The organism is Paenibacillus hunanensis (assembly GCF_034055775.1).
In the GTDB taxonomy this organism is placed as follows: Bacteria; Bacillota; Bacilli; order Paenibacillales; family Paenibacillaceae; genus Saccharibacillus; species Saccharibacillus hunanensis.
This window is the reverse complement of record NZ_CP139194.1, coordinates 5,236,179-5,252,706: the sequence shown is the minus strand read 5'-3', so window position 1 is coordinate 5,252,706 and position 16,528 is coordinate 5,236,179. Positions and strand designations below refer to the sequence as shown.

The 16,528-nt window shown below is 47.4% G+C and carries 12 protein-coding genes; 5 read left to right on the top strand and 7 right to left on the bottom strand.

Features of this window, described 5'->3' with window-relative positions; translation table 11 throughout:
• Nucleotides 1-18: 18 nt before the first annotated feature.
• Complete coding sequence (locus SK066_RS21370) at nt 19-1,491, bottom strand: potassium/proton antiporter (RefSeq protein ID WP_320542927.1); 1,473 nt, start codon at nt 1,489-1,491, stop codon at nt 19-21.
• A 247-nt stretch (nt 1,492-1,738) separates the two neighbouring features.
• Between SK066_RS21370 and SK066_RS21365 the strand changes: the two genes are divergently transcribed.
• Nucleotides 1,739-3,256: an HD domain-containing phosphohydrolase gene (locus SK066_RS21365; protein WP_320542926.1), complete on the top strand. Its 1,518-nt coding sequence runs from the start codon at nt 1,739-1,741 to the stop codon at nt 3,254-3,256.
• Nucleotides 3,257-3,803: 547 nt separating this feature from the next.
• Here SK066_RS21365 and SK066_RS21360 read toward each other — a convergent pair.
• From SK066_RS21360 to SK066_RS21340, 5 genes are all read right to left on the bottom strand, one after another.
• On the bottom strand, nt 3,804-6,482 hold the full coding sequence (locus tag SK066_RS21360) for a YhgE/Pip domain-containing protein (protein ID WP_320542925.1): 2,679 nt from the start codon (nt 6,480-6,482) through the stop codon (nt 3,804-3,806).
• 379 nt (nt 6,483-6,861) lie between these two features.
• Nucleotides 6,862-7,587 carry a YoaK family protein gene (locus SK066_RS21355; protein WP_320542924.1) on the bottom strand — a complete coding sequence of 242 codons (726 nt, stop codon included), beginning with the start codon at nt 7,585-7,587 and terminating at the stop codon, nt 6,862-6,864.
• A gap of 710 nt (nt 7,588-8,297) precedes the next feature.
• A complete protein-coding gene (locus SK066_RS21350) occupies nt 8,298-8,969 on the bottom strand; it encodes a GNAT family N-acetyltransferase (protein ID WP_320544936.1) in 672 nt (223 codons plus the stop codon).
• A 16-nt stretch (nt 8,970-8,985) separates the two neighbouring features.
• Nucleotides 8,986-9,678, bottom strand: coding sequence for a GNAT family N-acetyltransferase (locus SK066_RS21345; RefSeq protein ID WP_320542923.1), 693 nt, complete (start codon nt 9,676-9,678; stop codon nt 8,986-8,988).
• 6 nt (nt 9,679-9,684) lie between these two features.
• Nucleotides 9,685-10,542, bottom strand: coding sequence for a carbon-nitrogen hydrolase family protein (locus tag SK066_RS21340; protein WP_250343831.1), 858 nt, complete (start codon nt 10,540-10,542; stop codon nt 9,685-9,687).
• 273 nt (nt 10,543-10,815) lie between these two features.
• Between SK066_RS21340 and SK066_RS21335 the strand changes: the two genes are divergently transcribed.
• Together SK066_RS21335 and SK066_RS21330 are read left to right on the top strand one after the other, a co-directional pair.
• Nucleotides 10,816-12,216, top strand: coding sequence for an ATP-binding protein (locus SK066_RS21335; RefSeq protein WP_320542922.1), 1,401 nt, complete (start codon nt 10,816-10,818; stop codon nt 12,214-12,216).
• A gap of 417 nt (nt 12,217-12,633) precedes the next feature.
• Nucleotides 12,634-13,014 carry a RidA family protein gene (locus SK066_RS21330; RefSeq protein ID WP_188775782.1) on the top strand — a complete coding sequence of 127 codons (381 nt, stop codon included), beginning with the start codon at nt 12,634-12,636 and terminating at the stop codon, nt 13,012-13,014.
• Between the two features lie 210 nt (nt 13,015-13,224).
• Here SK066_RS21330 and SK066_RS21325 read toward each other — a convergent pair whose 3' ends face one another.
• Nucleotides 13,225-13,983 carry a tryptophan-rich sensory protein gene (locus SK066_RS21325; RefSeq protein ID WP_320542921.1) on the bottom strand — a complete coding sequence of 253 codons (759 nt, stop codon included), beginning with the start codon at nt 13,981-13,983 and terminating at the stop codon, nt 13,225-13,227.
• 624 nt (nt 13,984-14,607) lie between these two features.
• On the opposite strand from SK066_RS21325, the gene SK066_RS21320 reads away from it, so the two are divergent.
• Together SK066_RS21320 and SK066_RS21315 are read left to right on the top strand one after the other, a co-directional pair.
• Nucleotides 14,608-15,537 carry a carbohydrate ABC transporter permease gene (locus SK066_RS21320; RefSeq protein WP_188776062.1) on the top strand — a complete coding sequence of 310 codons (930 nt, stop codon included), beginning with the start codon at nt 14,608-14,610 and terminating at the stop codon, nt 15,535-15,537.
• Complete coding sequence (locus SK066_RS21315) at nt 15,537-16,373, top strand: carbohydrate ABC transporter permease (protein WP_320542920.1); 837 nt, start codon at nt 15,537-15,539, stop codon at nt 16,371-16,373. The genes SK066_RS21320 and SK066_RS21315 overlap by 1 nt, the downstream gene beginning before the upstream one ends.
• Nucleotides 16,374-16,528 lie beyond the last annotated feature (155 nt).

Genomic DNA, 16,528 nt, shown 5'->3' with positions numbered 1-16,528 from the left:
AATGATAGATTCTACTGATCATGAAGCAGATGGGGAAGGCTTCCCTTCTCCTGTAAATAGTCGCCGAATATCCTCACGCTTATCTTTCGGCCCGAGCAGATAGATTTTATCGCCTGGTAGCAATACGGTGTCGCCACGCGGTGTGACGATATCCTCATTGCGAAGCACAGCGGTAATGAGCACGCTTGGTGGTAGATCGATATCCTGTAGCTGCCGATTAATGAGCTGACTACGCGGAGTAAGTGTCATATGACTGATTTCCGACTGTGTGCGTCCAGTTGCCACCAGCTCCATAATGGATGGCTGTGCGTATTTGTCCGTTTCCGTTAGACCCAGCTTTTCGGCAAGGGGCGAGATGGTCGTTCCCTGAATTAATGCCGAGGTGAGAACAACGAAGAAGATCACGTTAAAAAATAACTGTCCATTTTCAATGCCTGCTAGTAGCGGATAGGTAGCGAGTACGATCGGTACCGCACCACGTAAGCCTGCCCATGATAGCAGTGTCTTTTCGGTAAAGTTAAATTGACTGAACATCAGGCTGACGAATACGCCAATTGGACGTGCCACGATCATCAGCAAAATCGACAGCGCAAGACCCTGCCAGATAATCGATGGGAGCTGCTCTGGAAAGACGAGCAGACCGAGCAGGACAAACATCAAAATCTGCATAATCCAGCCAAACCCCTGATTAAATTGCAAAATCGTACGACGATACGTCAGATCGGAATTCCCCATCACCAGCGCCATCACATATACACCGAGAAAGCCGCTCGCATGGGTGATCGAGCTGATACCATACGTGAACAGGGCGCTGGAGATGGCGAGCACCGGATACAGACTGGACGTCTCAAAATGAATTTTATTGATGAGCCATACCGCGAGCTTCCCGCAAATCAGACCAAGCACAAGTCCAAAGCCCATCTCCCAGACAAAGGACAAAATTTTGCCCACAATGCTCGTATCCGGTGATTGGATGAGCTCGATGAACATAATCGTTAAGAATACCGCCATCGGATCATTACTGCCGGATTCAGCCTCCAGTGTGGAGGTGAGCGAGCTGCGTACATTTTTGCCGCCGAGTACGGAGAAGACCGCTGCCGCATCGGTTGAGCCGACAATCGAGCCGAATAGCATCCCCTCCAGTAAACTCACACCGAGAATGAGATGTGCACAATATCCGATCACAAATGCTGTCAGCAGCACGCCGATCGTCGCCAGCGATAGTGCAGGGCGTATAATCGGACGAATCTGCCGGAAATCGGTCTGCATCCCACCTTCAAACAAAATAATAACGAGTGCAAGTACACCAAACCACTGCGTAATAAACGCATTATCATAATAAATGAATCGGCCCAGAATCATCCCAGCGATAATAAAAAAGACGAGTGCTGGCATGCCGAACCGTGAGGAAATTTTGGCTGATAGTACGCCAAGCAGCAGCAATGTGCCCAGCAGTAAAATCAGATCGCTTGTCATTTCAGTTGCTTCCATGCTAAGCCCTCCTATCATTCCAATCTATGTTCTAGCGGTAGCTCTCCGTATTCTGGAGTAAAACCAGAGTCTACTGAGAAAAATATCAACTTTTGGCTCGATTTGCCGAAATATAATAGTGAGACTCTATATTTGGAAACGATCCTACCGCTCTCATTTCTCCATCGACGTCATCCAATGATCAGGCTAATAACATCATACCTGAGCCTGACTATAGGTTTTAATGTGCGGAAAAGAGGAACCCTCTGTGAATGAATATAAAAAATTTCTGCGAAAAATGATTGCGAATTACGTGATGGGTTCCGTACTGGCCGTCGCTGTGGTGGGCGGGCTGATGATTATGACCACCATCAATACCACACTCTTTCAAAATCTAATTTTACTCGGCATTATGTTGGTGTCCTTTATGATTATGATGCTGCTGGAAGGGATAACCTTTTCCAAGCATCTTGCTCCGATTCGGCAAGCGTTAGTAGCGGACATCGCCAGCATTGAGCAATTGGAGCGTGCGTATGTTCAGCTCCATCGATTCCCGAAGCTCGCCATCTATCGTATTATGCTGCCCCATTTTCTAGGCTTGACCGTCCCGGCTATTGCACTGGTAAGCCTGGCCATCTCGGAACAATGGATTACGATGCCGTGGTATTACATCGGGATCGGAATCGCCGGCGCGATTATGGTCGCCAGTATGCACGCGTTTATTGAATTTTTCCTGACCTCGATTACGATTCGTCCGCTGTTGCGTGTAGTCAAGGACAAGCTGTACAAGCAGCATGGTCGCGATACACTTGCATTAGCGCATGTGTATCTCACGGTGCGCCAGAAGTATCAGCTGAGCATTTTCCTGATCGGTGTATTTCCGGTTACATTATTCAGTCTGGCTGCCCAGATTCGCCTACAGGAGATGACAGGCATTGATGCGATGCAATACTGGCAATGGGCAGGGCTGGTCATCGGCGTAAGTATTGTATTCAGTCTGTGCGGTGCTTTTCTGCTGGCACGTGATGTGGAGCATCCGATCAACAATCTGTTCAATGCGATGTCTCGTGTAGAAGCAGGCGACTTTGGCGTGATTGCACATGACGAGTATTCCGATGACTTTTCCCGTTTGATCCTCGGCTTCAATCATATGGTGCGAGGACTGAATATGCGAGATAGCCGTAATCAGCAGCTACTGGACAGCTATTTTGCCACACTGGCGGCAGCACTGGATGCTCGTGATCCGTATACAGCAGGTCACTCCCAGCGTGTAGCTGCCTATGCGGTCGAGATCGGACTGCGTGCTGGCTTATGTGAATACGACATCGACCAGCTCCGCAAAACTGCGCTCCTGCATGATATCGGCAAGATCGGTGTCAAGGATGCCGTACTGCTCAAGGACGGCAAGCTGACCGATGAAGAATTCGACCAGATCAAAAAGCATCCCGAAATGGGCGAAAGCATCCTGCGTCAGGTCGAGCCTGCCGACGCCATGCGCCCTTATCTGCCAGGTGTACGCTCACATCACGAGCGGTTCGACGGAAAAGGCTATCCTGATGGACTCAAAGGAAACAGCATCCCGCTATTCGGACGCATCATCGCCGTAGCCGACGCCTTCGACGCCATGACCTCCGACCGCCCTTACCGTAAAGGAATGCCTAAGGATCGCGCGATCATGATTCTCGAAGAAGGCAGAGGCACCCAGTGGGACCCCCAACTCGCCACCCTATTCATCGAAGACTACCGCCGCAAGCAGCAGGAGCTACACAACGCTGAAGCGCAGTGAATGTATAGCGTGTACGGATTAATAGAGTGCCCATCTATATAAAGCTACTCCCATCGAATAAGCGTACAAAATGTCATATCCTGCATTCAATAATGGATATAACCTCATTCACTTGCAACCTACCTACTATCAAAAACCTCATTTGGACGATAACGAAACAGCAAAAAGGTCTGATCCTTTAAAAGGATCAGACCTTTTTGCTGTTTTGGGGTTGGATATAGGTGCTTTTTTTGTATCGAAAGTGAGTCAATAACGCAGTCAATGTACCTACATGCACTCCATGCAACGAATGCCCTTACCGCGAATGCATTAAGGGCACTTCCTGCTAACCGCCAATTGCGTGAGAGGACATACACAACTTTTGCTGCGAGCAGCACAGAACGAAGGCAAGGAAATAAGGGGAAAGGACGACTTTTGAGCACGGGAATCTACAATTCGATCCTACTTCGTAGATTCCTGTGCGATACCGGAGTCCGTCCCCTTATTCCTTGCCGAAGTGGTGCCCACTCCCAAGCAAAAGTCACAGCGTAGTCCCCTCACGCCCCAATCAAGGTATGAGTTTGGTTTTCTTCGCTTTCTCTGCCATCTTTTCCGTCAACGGCCCCAGTGGCTTTTTAAGCAAGAGTGCAAACAGGATGAACAATAGCATAAACCCGATCAGATACAGAATGTCTCGGTAAACGATCGACATCAGCATACCGCCAACCGTTTCGCGTAATAGCTCCACAGCATACGTAAAGGGGAACCACGGATGGATCGCCTGGAAAAACGTACCGGTCATGCTAACCGGGAAGGTTCCGCCGGAGCTGGAAAATTGCAAGACGAGAAAGATAATCGCCAGCCCCTTACCAATACTGCCAAATACGGATACAAGCGTGTATACCATCGTAACAAATACCATACTAATCAGCATACTCATCGCGACAAACCACGCTTTGTCTGCGACATATGCACCGAGGATGAAGATATCCCCCATCGAGATTACAAATGCCTGCACCAGTCCGATCGTCATAAACGTAGCGAGACGTCCGAAGTATACTTGATACGGACGGAAGCGTCGTTCCGGATCTTCGACCTCGACCTTGAACATGGAGATGAGCAGCATCCCGCCGACCCAGATCGATAAGGTGGTATAAAATGGCGACATCGACGAGCCATAGTTCGGGATCGGGTACGTGCGAACCTGCTTCAGCTCGACCGGGCTGGATAGAAAGTCGCTTTCCTGCTGGATATCGCCCTTGAGCCATTTGATGATCTGTGATAGCTCACTATCGCTATTTTTCAGCAAGCGTACCTTATCGGCTGCATTATGAACCGATTTCTCCAGACCGGGCAGATCGTTGCGTACAAAGTCGCCGACCTTGTGCACGGCACTTTCTGCTTCAGGTAGCTTGTTTTGAATCAAATCGGTAATTTTGTTCAATTCCTTCTCCGCGCGTGGGAGATCATTACGCACAAAGTTGGCGGCTTCATGTACTTTATTTTCAATGCCAGGCAGATCATTGTTCACGAAGCTGGCCGCCGTATTCACCAGCTCGTCAAATTGATCCATTCGGCTCTGAATGAGCTCATTCGCATCGTGAAGCTTGGCGCGAATCTGCGGCAAGTCCTGCTTAATTCGTGCCAGCTCCTGCTGTCCAAAGGCAACGCCGCTCTGCGCATCGCTTAGTACGGCTGCGATATCAGGTAATGTGTTATTAGCCGTGTGCAGCACGTCGGATGCGTCGCGAGCGACCGTTTTCAGATTGTCGAGACCCTTGTTAATATCAGGTACAATCTGCGAATCGTAAACGGAGATCAGATCGCCAAGCGCATCACTCGTCTGCGTGGAGAGCTGACGCAGATTATCGAGAATATCGCGTGCCGGCTGCTGTCCATTACGGATCGCATCGCTAATGCCCTGTACAAGCGCAATCTGGCGCTCCATCAGATCATGGATGCTGTTCAGACGGCTAATCCGATCGCTCAGTGGTTGATTCGGCAGCACATTGTTGAGTCTCGTCAGCAGGTCAGTAATACGTTCAACGATCGCAGCACCGCGTGTCAGTCTCGTTTCAGCGAAGGATAACGTATCCAGCGCAGTTTGCGGATCAATATTGGCGTTATCAACTGCATCGACAAGCTGCGTCGTTGCATCGGCAGTCTGCTGTAGCAGCACGAGATTTTGACGAATGACCGGAGCGATCGCATCGAATGCACCATCATTATCATTCAGGAATGTATTCACTCGATCGCTAAAGTCTGCACCGATATTCGTAATCTCCTGCACCTTTGGCAATGTCTGTTGCGCGGTTGCAATGATGCTTGCGAGCTTGTCGGCATCGGTAATCGCCTGATTCAGCGCATCCTCTACCTTATAAAAATTCGCATCCAGCTCGTTCACTTTATCGGCAGCTTTACGAATCTCAGGCAAGCGCTTTTGCAGCTCTAAAATGGCATTTCCTGCTTCCTTGATCTTGGGCAGATTCTGCTCGACCTTCAGGATCATTTGTCCGGCTTGCTCGATCTCGGGCAGTCGTTTTTGCAGCTCTACGATCTTCTGCGCCTGCGCATTTATTTCAGGCAGCTTTTTCTCCAGCACGAGCGCCTGATCGGCAAACTGATTAATCTCCGGCAAACGTGCCTCTAGCGTTAAAATCTTATTTTCAATATTACGGATCGTCGGCAGTTCTTCTTCCAGCTTGATGCCAGCATCCTTCATCTTGGTGAGTACCGCTTCACTGGCTGTCTCGATAAATTCTTCACTGATCTCCTGCGTCAATGTGGTTGCGCCCTTGTCCGTGATCTTAGGCGCAATCGCGCTAATCTTCTCATTCACGGTATAAACGATCTCTGGCTTCACCGGATCATCGGTCAGTATGCTACCGATCTTCTCGGAAAAGTCCGGCGGAATGAGGATGGTCGCATAATAATCGCCATTATCCAATCCGCGCTTCGCCTGGTCTTCATCGACAAACGTCCAGCCTAGCTTTTTGTTCTGCTTGAGATTGGTGACGACCTGCTCCCCTACATTCACGTCCTTATCTTGAATTTTCGTGCCTTTGTCTTCATTGGTCACGGCAATAATAATGCCGGACGTATTGCTGTACGGGTCCCACATCGCTTTGATGTTAAACCAGGCGTACACCGACGGAAGCAGCATAATCGCCACAGCCAGCAGAATGCCGGTCGAGACGCTAAATAGATTTTTCCAGTCGGATTTGTAAATGCTCCATATATTTCTCATAGGTTCTGATAACCACCCGGTTCTATAGTGTTGGTATGCATGAATCTCGGTTCGACAGTAATCTCCATTACCCAAAAAAGCTTGGTTGCTTCCAAATGAAAAAAGGATTCGATCTGTGATAGCGGTGTAGCTTTTGAAGTAAAGGATAAATGAACCAGAATCAAAATAATTAGGTATACTATCTAATTATAAAAGAATACGCATCATTTTGCACGGTTCGGTTTCATGAAGAGGGAATATAAGGAGCAGATGCAGTGTAGTGGGGCTCTAAGTGCTCTAAGTGCTCTAAGTGCTTCAATTACTATAGAGTTCATCCATCCAAAATGATACGAAATCACAATGAATACATAGAGCACATATCGAACGTATAGAGCTAGTATTATTTGCTTTCACTCAGCTGTTTTTTACGATGAAAGACAGCAAGTACGATCCCCAGCACGATCAGCATCGTCACGATCACGATCCAGATGGCGATTAGTGGAATCCGCTGCTCCACAACGGTCGCGATCACGGCTCCACCGCCGTAAACAAGGATTGCCAGTACGCGCAGCAATGTCTCTGCGACAGGCCAGCTCTCACGCGCAGCTGTTCCATCTCGGCGTGCAAGCTGGCGCAGATGTGCCGTCACATCCTCCACCACACTCGCCATATTGTTCGTCAGTACCGTCGTCGATATTCCGGCGATGCCCAGTCGACGCGCCATCGTCGTCTGCATACCCATCGTGAAGCTGAGTAGAACGATTAAGCTATATTCCACTGCTGGAATCAATAGATCACGTGCTAGCAGGGCGAAGATCAGGAAAAAGATCAGCTGAATGACGACCAGTATCGTCAGACGAGACGACCACGGGCCATCTGGCTTACGGCTTCCTAAAAATAGTCTTGCGATCGCATTGCCCGCGATAAAGCCAGCAAATGCGACACCCGAACGCAGAAAGGATACGGTATGCAGATTACCAATCGCCATGCCCATAATGATAATATTCCCGGTCATATTGGCGGTGAACACCCGTCCCAGATTCAGATAACCGATCACATCCACAATGCCTGCGACCAGGCAGAGCAGTATAATAATCAAATTACGATAAAAATTTGTCTTCAACATTCATTCTCCTTCCGAGCAACGATAACCTTCTTAGGATCACGTAAGTATGCTAACATACGTCTGCAGCATTTACCCTTATTTTTCAGGCTGTAAGACGTATCCTATAGGATAGGCTGGCATACTCTATCCAATGGTCTCTATTATGTTACCATAGTCGATGCTTGCATTTAACGGTGTAGTATGAACTTTTGCTTGCTTACAATTAAATTGCAAACACAAAAATTACAAATATGTAATATTTACCAAATGGCAATTATATTCGTAAAAGGGGTTGCAAGTTTGCCCAAAGTGCGTTAGTATTACATTGCATGTGACAACGACATAGAAGGCACATAACATAAAGGACGGCTGTAGTATCCTGCAAAGGGACTACAGCCGTCTGTTTTTATTTTCGGATCAATAAAGTTGTACTCCTCAACGTGATATAGTGCGAGCTGACCAATACCACAGTAGTTGTAAGTCTATAATTCAATAAAACGCACAAATATTTTATTTTGTACAAACCTCAACATGATCGCTAATATGACTAGCATTAGTTGTAATATACAAAACTAAAGCGTTCTTTTCCGTTATAGATTGGAGAAGAACGCTTTAGTTATTTCTGTAGTCTGCAAGTGATAAACACAACACGTAGTAGTTACAACTTATCGTGCAAAATGCATATACCATGTATATCGTAATCAAACAAAATCTATAACCCCAATGATAATTTATAGCGGCAATAATTCAACTTGCTGTCGCTTACCAACCTCGCTCACCATATCCTCCCATGCCGCAGGCTTTTGCTCCAGCACCGCATAATAACGACGCAGGAACTTTTCGATCAGTGCGCCAGGCAGAGAGTGGGTATTCGCCTCATACGCAAGGAAACACAGATCCAGCTCAGATACCGCTTCGCCATCATTGTTCCAGGATGGATGCACATACGTAAAGTCCAGCTTGCGATAGCCTAGATGCGCCAGCACCTCACGGCGAACGAACGGGTCCATCGGCTTCACGCCGCCAAATTCATGACGCTCGGCACGATAAGGGTCATAGATCTCAGCAAACATTCCGAATAGCTCCTTACCATTGGCTGTAGCCAGCTGCTGTAGATCCTGCTGACGATGCTGAGCTAGAAACGGCCCAATACCAAGACCGGGTTCACCAATGATTGTAAAATCCGTCATTGCTACATTATCGTCCTCATAATACCGATACTCTGTTGCGCCTACAACGCGTCCTTCATGCACTGCGACAAAAACACGAATACCCGGGTCTTCCAGCGGCTCGCGCCATAATTCAAATTCCAGCACTTCCTCCGGTGGGAAAATATGTCCCATCAGAGCATGCATATCAGCAAATAAGGGATCATCAATATGTGTAATACGAATATAGTCCATCGTCATGTTATCCTCCTTAGGATTGTGCTGGGGGTAGTGGATTTTTCCATTCCATTAAAACAGCATGATTCAGCGATTCTTCATCCTCCAGATAATCTGCAATTACCGTTAGCGGCGTACGTCCACAGCGCATAAGAAACGAAATAACCGGATCATACATCTCACCGGAAGTAATACGCTCGACATATTGCGCTGGGGAGTAACGATCTGCTACCCGATGATAGCCAGGCATACGACCTGCACCGAGTAATCGCTTGAGCCCCAGTGCGGCAGTTACCTCATACATCGATTGCATCAGCAGCTTGCCCAGTCCCCACTGACGATAATCGGGATGCACACATAGATCAGCCACATACAAGGTATCGCCCTGTGGATCATGATTGCGGATATAGCCATGATCGGTAATCTGCTCCCATGTATGCTGCGGATGAGCTTCGTCAAAGGCAATCACCAGTCCGGTCATCGATCCTGCCAGCTTGCCATCGATCTCGACGCAGAGCGCTCCCTGTGGGAAGCGAGTAATATGCTCATGAAGCTGCTCCTGATTCCACCATAGCTCCTCTGGATAAGGTGGGGGAAAGGCGGCTGCCTGTATCGCAATCAGCTGTTCAAAATCCTCGACTGTATAGGAACGCACGGTTGCGGGATGCGGATGCTTATCATGGTACACATAGCAGGCTTTGGCATAGTGCTGTACTGTCCGGTTCATCGCGAATCAGCTCCAATCGGTATACAGATCAGTACGGCGATCCCGCCATGTGGTTACCGAGCCCTTTTCACGTACTTTGTAGAGTAATTCTAGATCAAGATCAGCGGTAATGATCATATCGTCGTTGATCTCACCCTCCGCCAGAATGCCGCGAGGTGGGAATGGTACATCATTTGGTGTAATCACGGCTGCCTGTCCGAAGTTACCACGCATAAAGTCAACCGTTGGCAGGGAGCCAATCGTGCCTGTCGTTACTACATACACCTGATTTTCCACTGCACGCGCATGGCTCGTATACCGAACACGGTGGAAGCCGTGGCGATCGTCAGTACACGATGGACAGAAGATCACATCTGCGCCGCGTGCCTTTGCCATCCGTACAATCTCAGGGAACTCAATATCGTAGCAGGTGAGTAGCGCAATCGTACCTTTGTCTGTCTCGAACACATTCAGCTCATCTCCGGCAGACATATTCCACTCGGTCACCTCGGTTGGGGTGATATGGAGCTTAGGCTGAGCAGCTACACGTCCATCTGGATAAAATAGATGCGCCGTATTATATAGCTTGCCGCCCTTTTCAATCACATGGGTGCCGCCGATAATATGAGTATTGGTTTCTTTAGCCAGACCACGGAACAGCTCGATATAGGCATCGGTGAATTCGGGCAGACGCTCAATACCAAGCGCTACGCCATTCTCATCACCGATCGATAGGAGCTGCGTCGTGAAAAACTCTGGAAATAAAATAAAGTCGACATCAAATTCTTGCGCAGTACGCACATAATGCGTTGCCTGCGCTGCAAATTCGTCGAAAGAAGCTATCGTATGAAGATGATATTGCACAGCAGATACACGGAATTTCATTGTCGTATAATAGCCTCCTCTGTAGGTGTCCTTTCAAGCAGACACCGCTCGTATGATCAAGGTGTACACAGGATGTACACTTCACTCATCATAACAGAAGGCGTATAACGGCAAAAGGGAGGAATCCCCACAATTATGTGGTATGATAAACAGGAACATTACCAATTATTTTACAAATCATCCAGCCTCACGTATATCAATACATACGAGAATCGCTGTCCATAGCAGACCCAATATCTAATACCTATCCTATCCTAACTCAGGAGTGAGCAAATGGAATTTGTAAAGAACTTCCTGATGAATGCCGGTATGATGATTACGCTAGCCTATCTGGCGAATCTATTGTACAAATACGGCCTGACTCGTGTATCACCTCGCTTAAAATATATCCTTTCTGTCATTCTACTTATTTTCGCTGGTTGGCTTAGCTCGTTCTTCGGCTTTCGTTTACCGGAAAATCTAATCTTTGATCTACGCTTTGTGCCGTTGATCGTCGCGGCGATGGTGTATGCACGCCCATCCGTCATTATCGTGATCGGGCTCGGGATTGGACTCATGCGGTTTACGTTTGGCATTTCCGAGGCGGCACTGATCGGATTCATTAATGCCACGACGCTGGGGATCGTCTGTGCGCTGCTTAACATATGGATGCGGAAAAGTCGCCTGCGATTAGCGGTCAAAGGCACCATCACCGTGCTGATCGTTAATATTGTAAATGTTGCGATTCTGGCCTTGATCGGACTGTTGCCGTTTAAGCTGTATTTGGTCGAAATTGTACCGATTATGCTGCCGATCTGTATTTTTTTGAGTATGGTCATGATGCTTCTGCTACGTGAATTTCATATGGAGCAGCAGCGTCGTTTACAGCTAGAGCATGCCAATCGTCTGCTGTCCCGGCAAACGGAAGAATTGCAGGAGGCACATCATGTGCTGGAGGAGCGTGCTCATCAGCTGTTGTTATCCTCCCAATACAAATCCGAATTTCTAGCGAATATGTCGCATGAGCTGCGTACACCGCTGAACAGTATTATTAATCTGGCGCAAATGATGTCAGAGCAGGAATATGAGCGTACACCGGGCGAAACGAAGCTATATAGCGGTATGATCTACCGTTCTGGACTTGATCTGCTGGAGCTGATCAATGACGTGCTTGATCTGTCTAAGGTGGAGGCAGGAAAGCTAGAGATCGTCCAGGAGGAAGTGAATGTGAGCGAAATACCAGAGCTGCTGCATATGCACTTCGAGATGACTGCGGAACGTAAAGGTTTGCAGTTTCATATCCTTCAGGAGCAGCCATTGCCTGAAATTATTTTATCGGACTCACAGCGGCTACAGCAGATTTTACGTAACCTGCTGGCGAATGCGTTCAAATTCACCAGAGAAGGCAGTGTGACGCTATGTATTCGCGTGGAGGAAGAACACACGGGCGATGAGTCGCTAAGCTGGATCGTCTTCGATGTGACCGATACCGGAATTGGTATCGCTGATGCCAAGCACCAGCTGATTTTTGAAGCCTTCCAGCAAGCGGACGGGTCAATTACACGTCAATATGGTGGTACTGGACTGGGCCTGTCGATCAGCCGCGATCTGGCACATCTGCTGGGCGGTCATCTTCGTTTACAAAGTACAGAGGGGCAGGGCAGTACCTTTTCACTGTATTTGCCGATACGGTGAAGAGTACAGCTGACGTGCTTATGAAAAATGAAGGTGGATCGGTGTATAGAGGTGTCGAAGCGATATTCTTAATTTTATAAACGTTGCACAGGAGCTTATAGAAGAACTGCGACAACAACTTCTACAAGAACTTGAGTAAGAACTTCTGTAAGAACTTCTGTAAGAACTTCTGTAAGAACTTCTGTAAGAACTTTTGTAAGAACTTTTGTAAGAACTTTTGTAAGAACTTTTGTAAGAACTTCATATAGTTTAATCCACTCTGTAAGAAAAATATCGAATGGTTGCCAATGCAAGATTCGCCCGATAGAATAAATGAAGATGATCCCTGTGAAGAAAAATGACGAGCCGTTAGCTGATCTACAGGCATATCTGGCACGTCATCCTTCACGAATCCATACGAAAAGAGGACGTTAATCTATGAGCAAACAACCGATTGCAACCGATCGTGCACCGGGCGCACTGGGCCCGTATTCCCAGGCGATTGATACAGGTATGTTCATCTTCGCTTCCGGTCAGCTAGGTCTTGACCCGGTAAGTGGTGAGCTGGCAGAGGGCGTACAGGAGCAAGCGCGTGTCGCTCTGCAAAATGTCGTTGCTGTATTGGAAGCAGCAGGCAGCAGTCTGGATCAGGTTGTAAAAACAACCGTGTTCCTGCACGATATGAATGACTTTGCTGCAATGAATGAGATTTACGGTCAATTTTTCCAGGAGCCTTATCCAGCACGCAGCGCCGTACAGGTCGCTCGTCTGCCAAAGGATGCACTGGTGGAGATTGAAGTTATTGCGCTCAAGAAGTAATGACGATGAATACGTAATTTGAAGTCAGGATGTAAAAATGGATATACGAATAAAAGCTTTGCCTTCATACAGGTTCCGGTGTATCACCTTCCGGTATCTGTGCAGGCAAAGCTTTTATAGTTTTAAAGCGGAATGAAATGACAAAATCGACGCAGAGGTGTAGCAGAATACGCAGCCATTCATTCAATAGCTCAATCCTATGAATTTTCGTCAGTCCCTCGCATTATTCCGTACAAAGAACATCCAGATTGCTGCCACCAGCAGCAGAGCAGCAATAACTAGCGATGTCCACCATACCGTCTGAATATCCGGGTGCTTCATCGCAATCGCCACATACGCCCAGACGAATACAAGCGGATAGATGCTATCACGGAAACGGTAGCTAATTAATAGCGCAATGAGCGCCCCAACAACCAGACCTATGACTGACCAGACAGTCGGTGAAAGTCCAAAGCCTGACCATTCATTTTTACTAAGTGCGATCCCGGCATTTAGAATCGTAGCGACCGATACCCAGCCCATGTAAATGCTGTAAGGTAGCTTCACGAACCAGATCTGTCCCATCGTTGGATGAACGATTCGGCGAATCTTCAGATACGGCACGATAAGTGTGACGAGTAGCAATACGATCACAAGCACTGCAATCTCAAGCTGCAACGTATGCCATAGCATCAACCAGCCAATATTACAGAGCGAGTTCAAAAACAGCCACGGCCCAATCGTGAGCACCGATTCCTGGCTATCCTCGCGATTGCGGAACTGGTAAATGACAAACCCGATCAACAGCAGATAAATGATCGACCAGATCGAGAACGCATAGCCAGCAGGTGTAATATACAGCTGATACTGATCCGAAATATCCCCCGTGTCCCTCCCGAACAGCCGTAGCGCCGATGCCATGTAATTCACCACAAGCACCGCCACAATGCCAATCACGTTCAGCCAGCGATACATATTCAGTTTTCTCAAATGAATTGCCTCCTTGTTCAAAGGTAATAGTGCTGTTAGAGGACAGTACGTTAATTATATACCCTGCAATTGAGGTATCGCTAACAAGATGCTTTGTATTTTAAAAGAAAATCTCAGTATTTCATCTTAAAGTAATCATTGCTGCTAAAAAGAGTTACTAGACTTAAACCGTCATGTTGCAAGGAGCACTGAACGGAGGCAAGGAAATAAGGGGAACGGACGACTTATAGTGTTAGCGACTTTCTAACACGGGGTTCAATGAAAAAGTGATTTTTGCGAAGCAAAATATCTTACCGTTTCAGAGCACGGGAATCTACAATTTGATCCTACTCTATAGATTCCTGTGCGATACCGGAGTCCGTCCCCTTATTCCTTGCCGGAGTGGTGCCCACCCCAACACCCATGTTTAATCTAATCAACTCCCAAATGATAACGCTACCAAATTTTCCTCAAACATCGACATCAATTTTACAATGTTTGGGTATATAACAATATATTGCGATTGAAAATATGGAAATGGTCTATCAATTTTTGGCGTAGCTTGTTCATCGCAGTATACATACGAACAGGACGATTTCCACAACTATGCCGAAGGAAAATGCTGATGCTAAAGGGGTTGAGATGATGAACGATATCAGGGTATCGGAGGCAACACAGGGTGCCGCCAAAAGCGCTGGGCGTAAGCGGTTATTGCAATGGCTTCACCAGATTGTATTTGTGGGCCCGGCGACATTTTTCTTTATTTTGATCGTGCTCATTCCGTTCTTTCTGGGCGTGTATTACTCGTTTACCGACTGGAATGGGATTTCGCGCCAAATTAATTTTATTGGGATTGAGAACTATACGCATATCCTGACCAAGGACCCCGATTTTCGTAATGCGTTCTGGTTTACCGTTCGCTTTACGGTGGTTGGTATTTTGCTGACGAATTTACTCGGTTTTGTTCTCGCATATGTACTGACCAAACCGATTCGCACACGAAATATGATGCGTACGATCTTCTTTATGCCGAATATGATCGGGGGCTTGCTGCTCGGTTTTATCTGGCAGTTTATTTTTATTCGCGGCTTTGCAGCCGTTGGCGAAGCGACAGGGATTGGTCTATTCAATCTACCGTGGCTCGGTGATCGGGCGACCTCGTTCTGGGGAATTGTGATCGTCTTTGTATGGCAGACGGCGGGTTATTTGATGGTTATCTACATTTCCTCGCTCAACAATATTCCTAAGGATGTATTGGAGTCGGCTGAGATTGATGGGGCGAACCGGATGCAGGTGATCCGTCATATCATTTTGCCGCTTGTGATGCCAGCCGTAACGATCTGTCTGTTCCTGGCGATCTCATGGGCATTTAAAATGTTTGACCTGAACCTCGCACTCACCGCAGGGGGGCCATTCAAAGCGACCGAATCGGTAGCGCTCGATATTTACAATGAAGCCTTCACGAATAACCGTCTTGGATTAGGGACAGCGAAGGCCGTTATTTTCTTCATCATCGTAGCGATCATTACGACCATTCAGGTACGTGCGACCAAGAGCAGGGAGGTTGAGATGTAATGGACGTACAGAGCAAATATACCGTTCGTACTTTAATTTTGGAAATTATCGTCGTTATCGTCGGCTTGATCTTCCTCATTCCGTTCTACTTTCTCGTGGTGAACTCGGTCAAGTCGTTCGGTGATATTTTATCCAATTCGGCATCATGGCCACAGCAGTTTGTGTGGAGTAACTATGCAGAGGCGTGGAAGGCGATTGATTTCCCGTCTGCATTTGGGAACTCGCTCATTATTACGGTAGTGAGTAATATTTTCCTCGTATTGATTAGCTCGATGGCAGCCTACCAGATGGTACGTAAGCCGAGTCGATTTAATCAGATTCTGTACTTTGTATTTGTCGCGGCGATGGTCATTCCATTTCAATCGATCATGCTGCCGCTGGTGGAGATGGCGAGTAAATATGGTCTGAATAACAGCCGTACCGGTCTGATCATTAGCTATCTGGGCTTTGGTGCGCCATTGTCGGTGTTTCTGTTCCACGGCTTTGTGAAGACTGTGCCGCTGGAGATTGAGCAGGCAGCACGGGTGGACGGTTCGAATCGCTATGGTGTATTTTTCCGTATCGTCTGTCCGCTGATGATGCCGATGTTTGTGACCGTTATCATTTTGAATACATTGTGGATCTGGAATGACTATTTGCTACCGTCACTCATTCTGTCGAGTCCAGAGCTACGGACGATTCCGATTGCGACGTATAGCTTTTTCGGGCAATACACCAAGCAATGGGATATGGCGTTACCAGCGCTGGTGCTTGGGATTACGCCGATTATTATTTTCTTCCTGTTCTTGCAGCGATATATCATTCAAGGGATTACAGCTGGATCGGTAAAAGGGTAAAGTGGGCGGTTAACTGAGACTCCTATGGATCGATTCATCCATAAGGATGGAATGTATAGGATGAAAGTGTTCATATGAATGAGCAAGTTGCCCAGCGATGCAACGGTTCATGTTTATTCAAGCTAATGCACAAATCATTATGAGATGAACATACT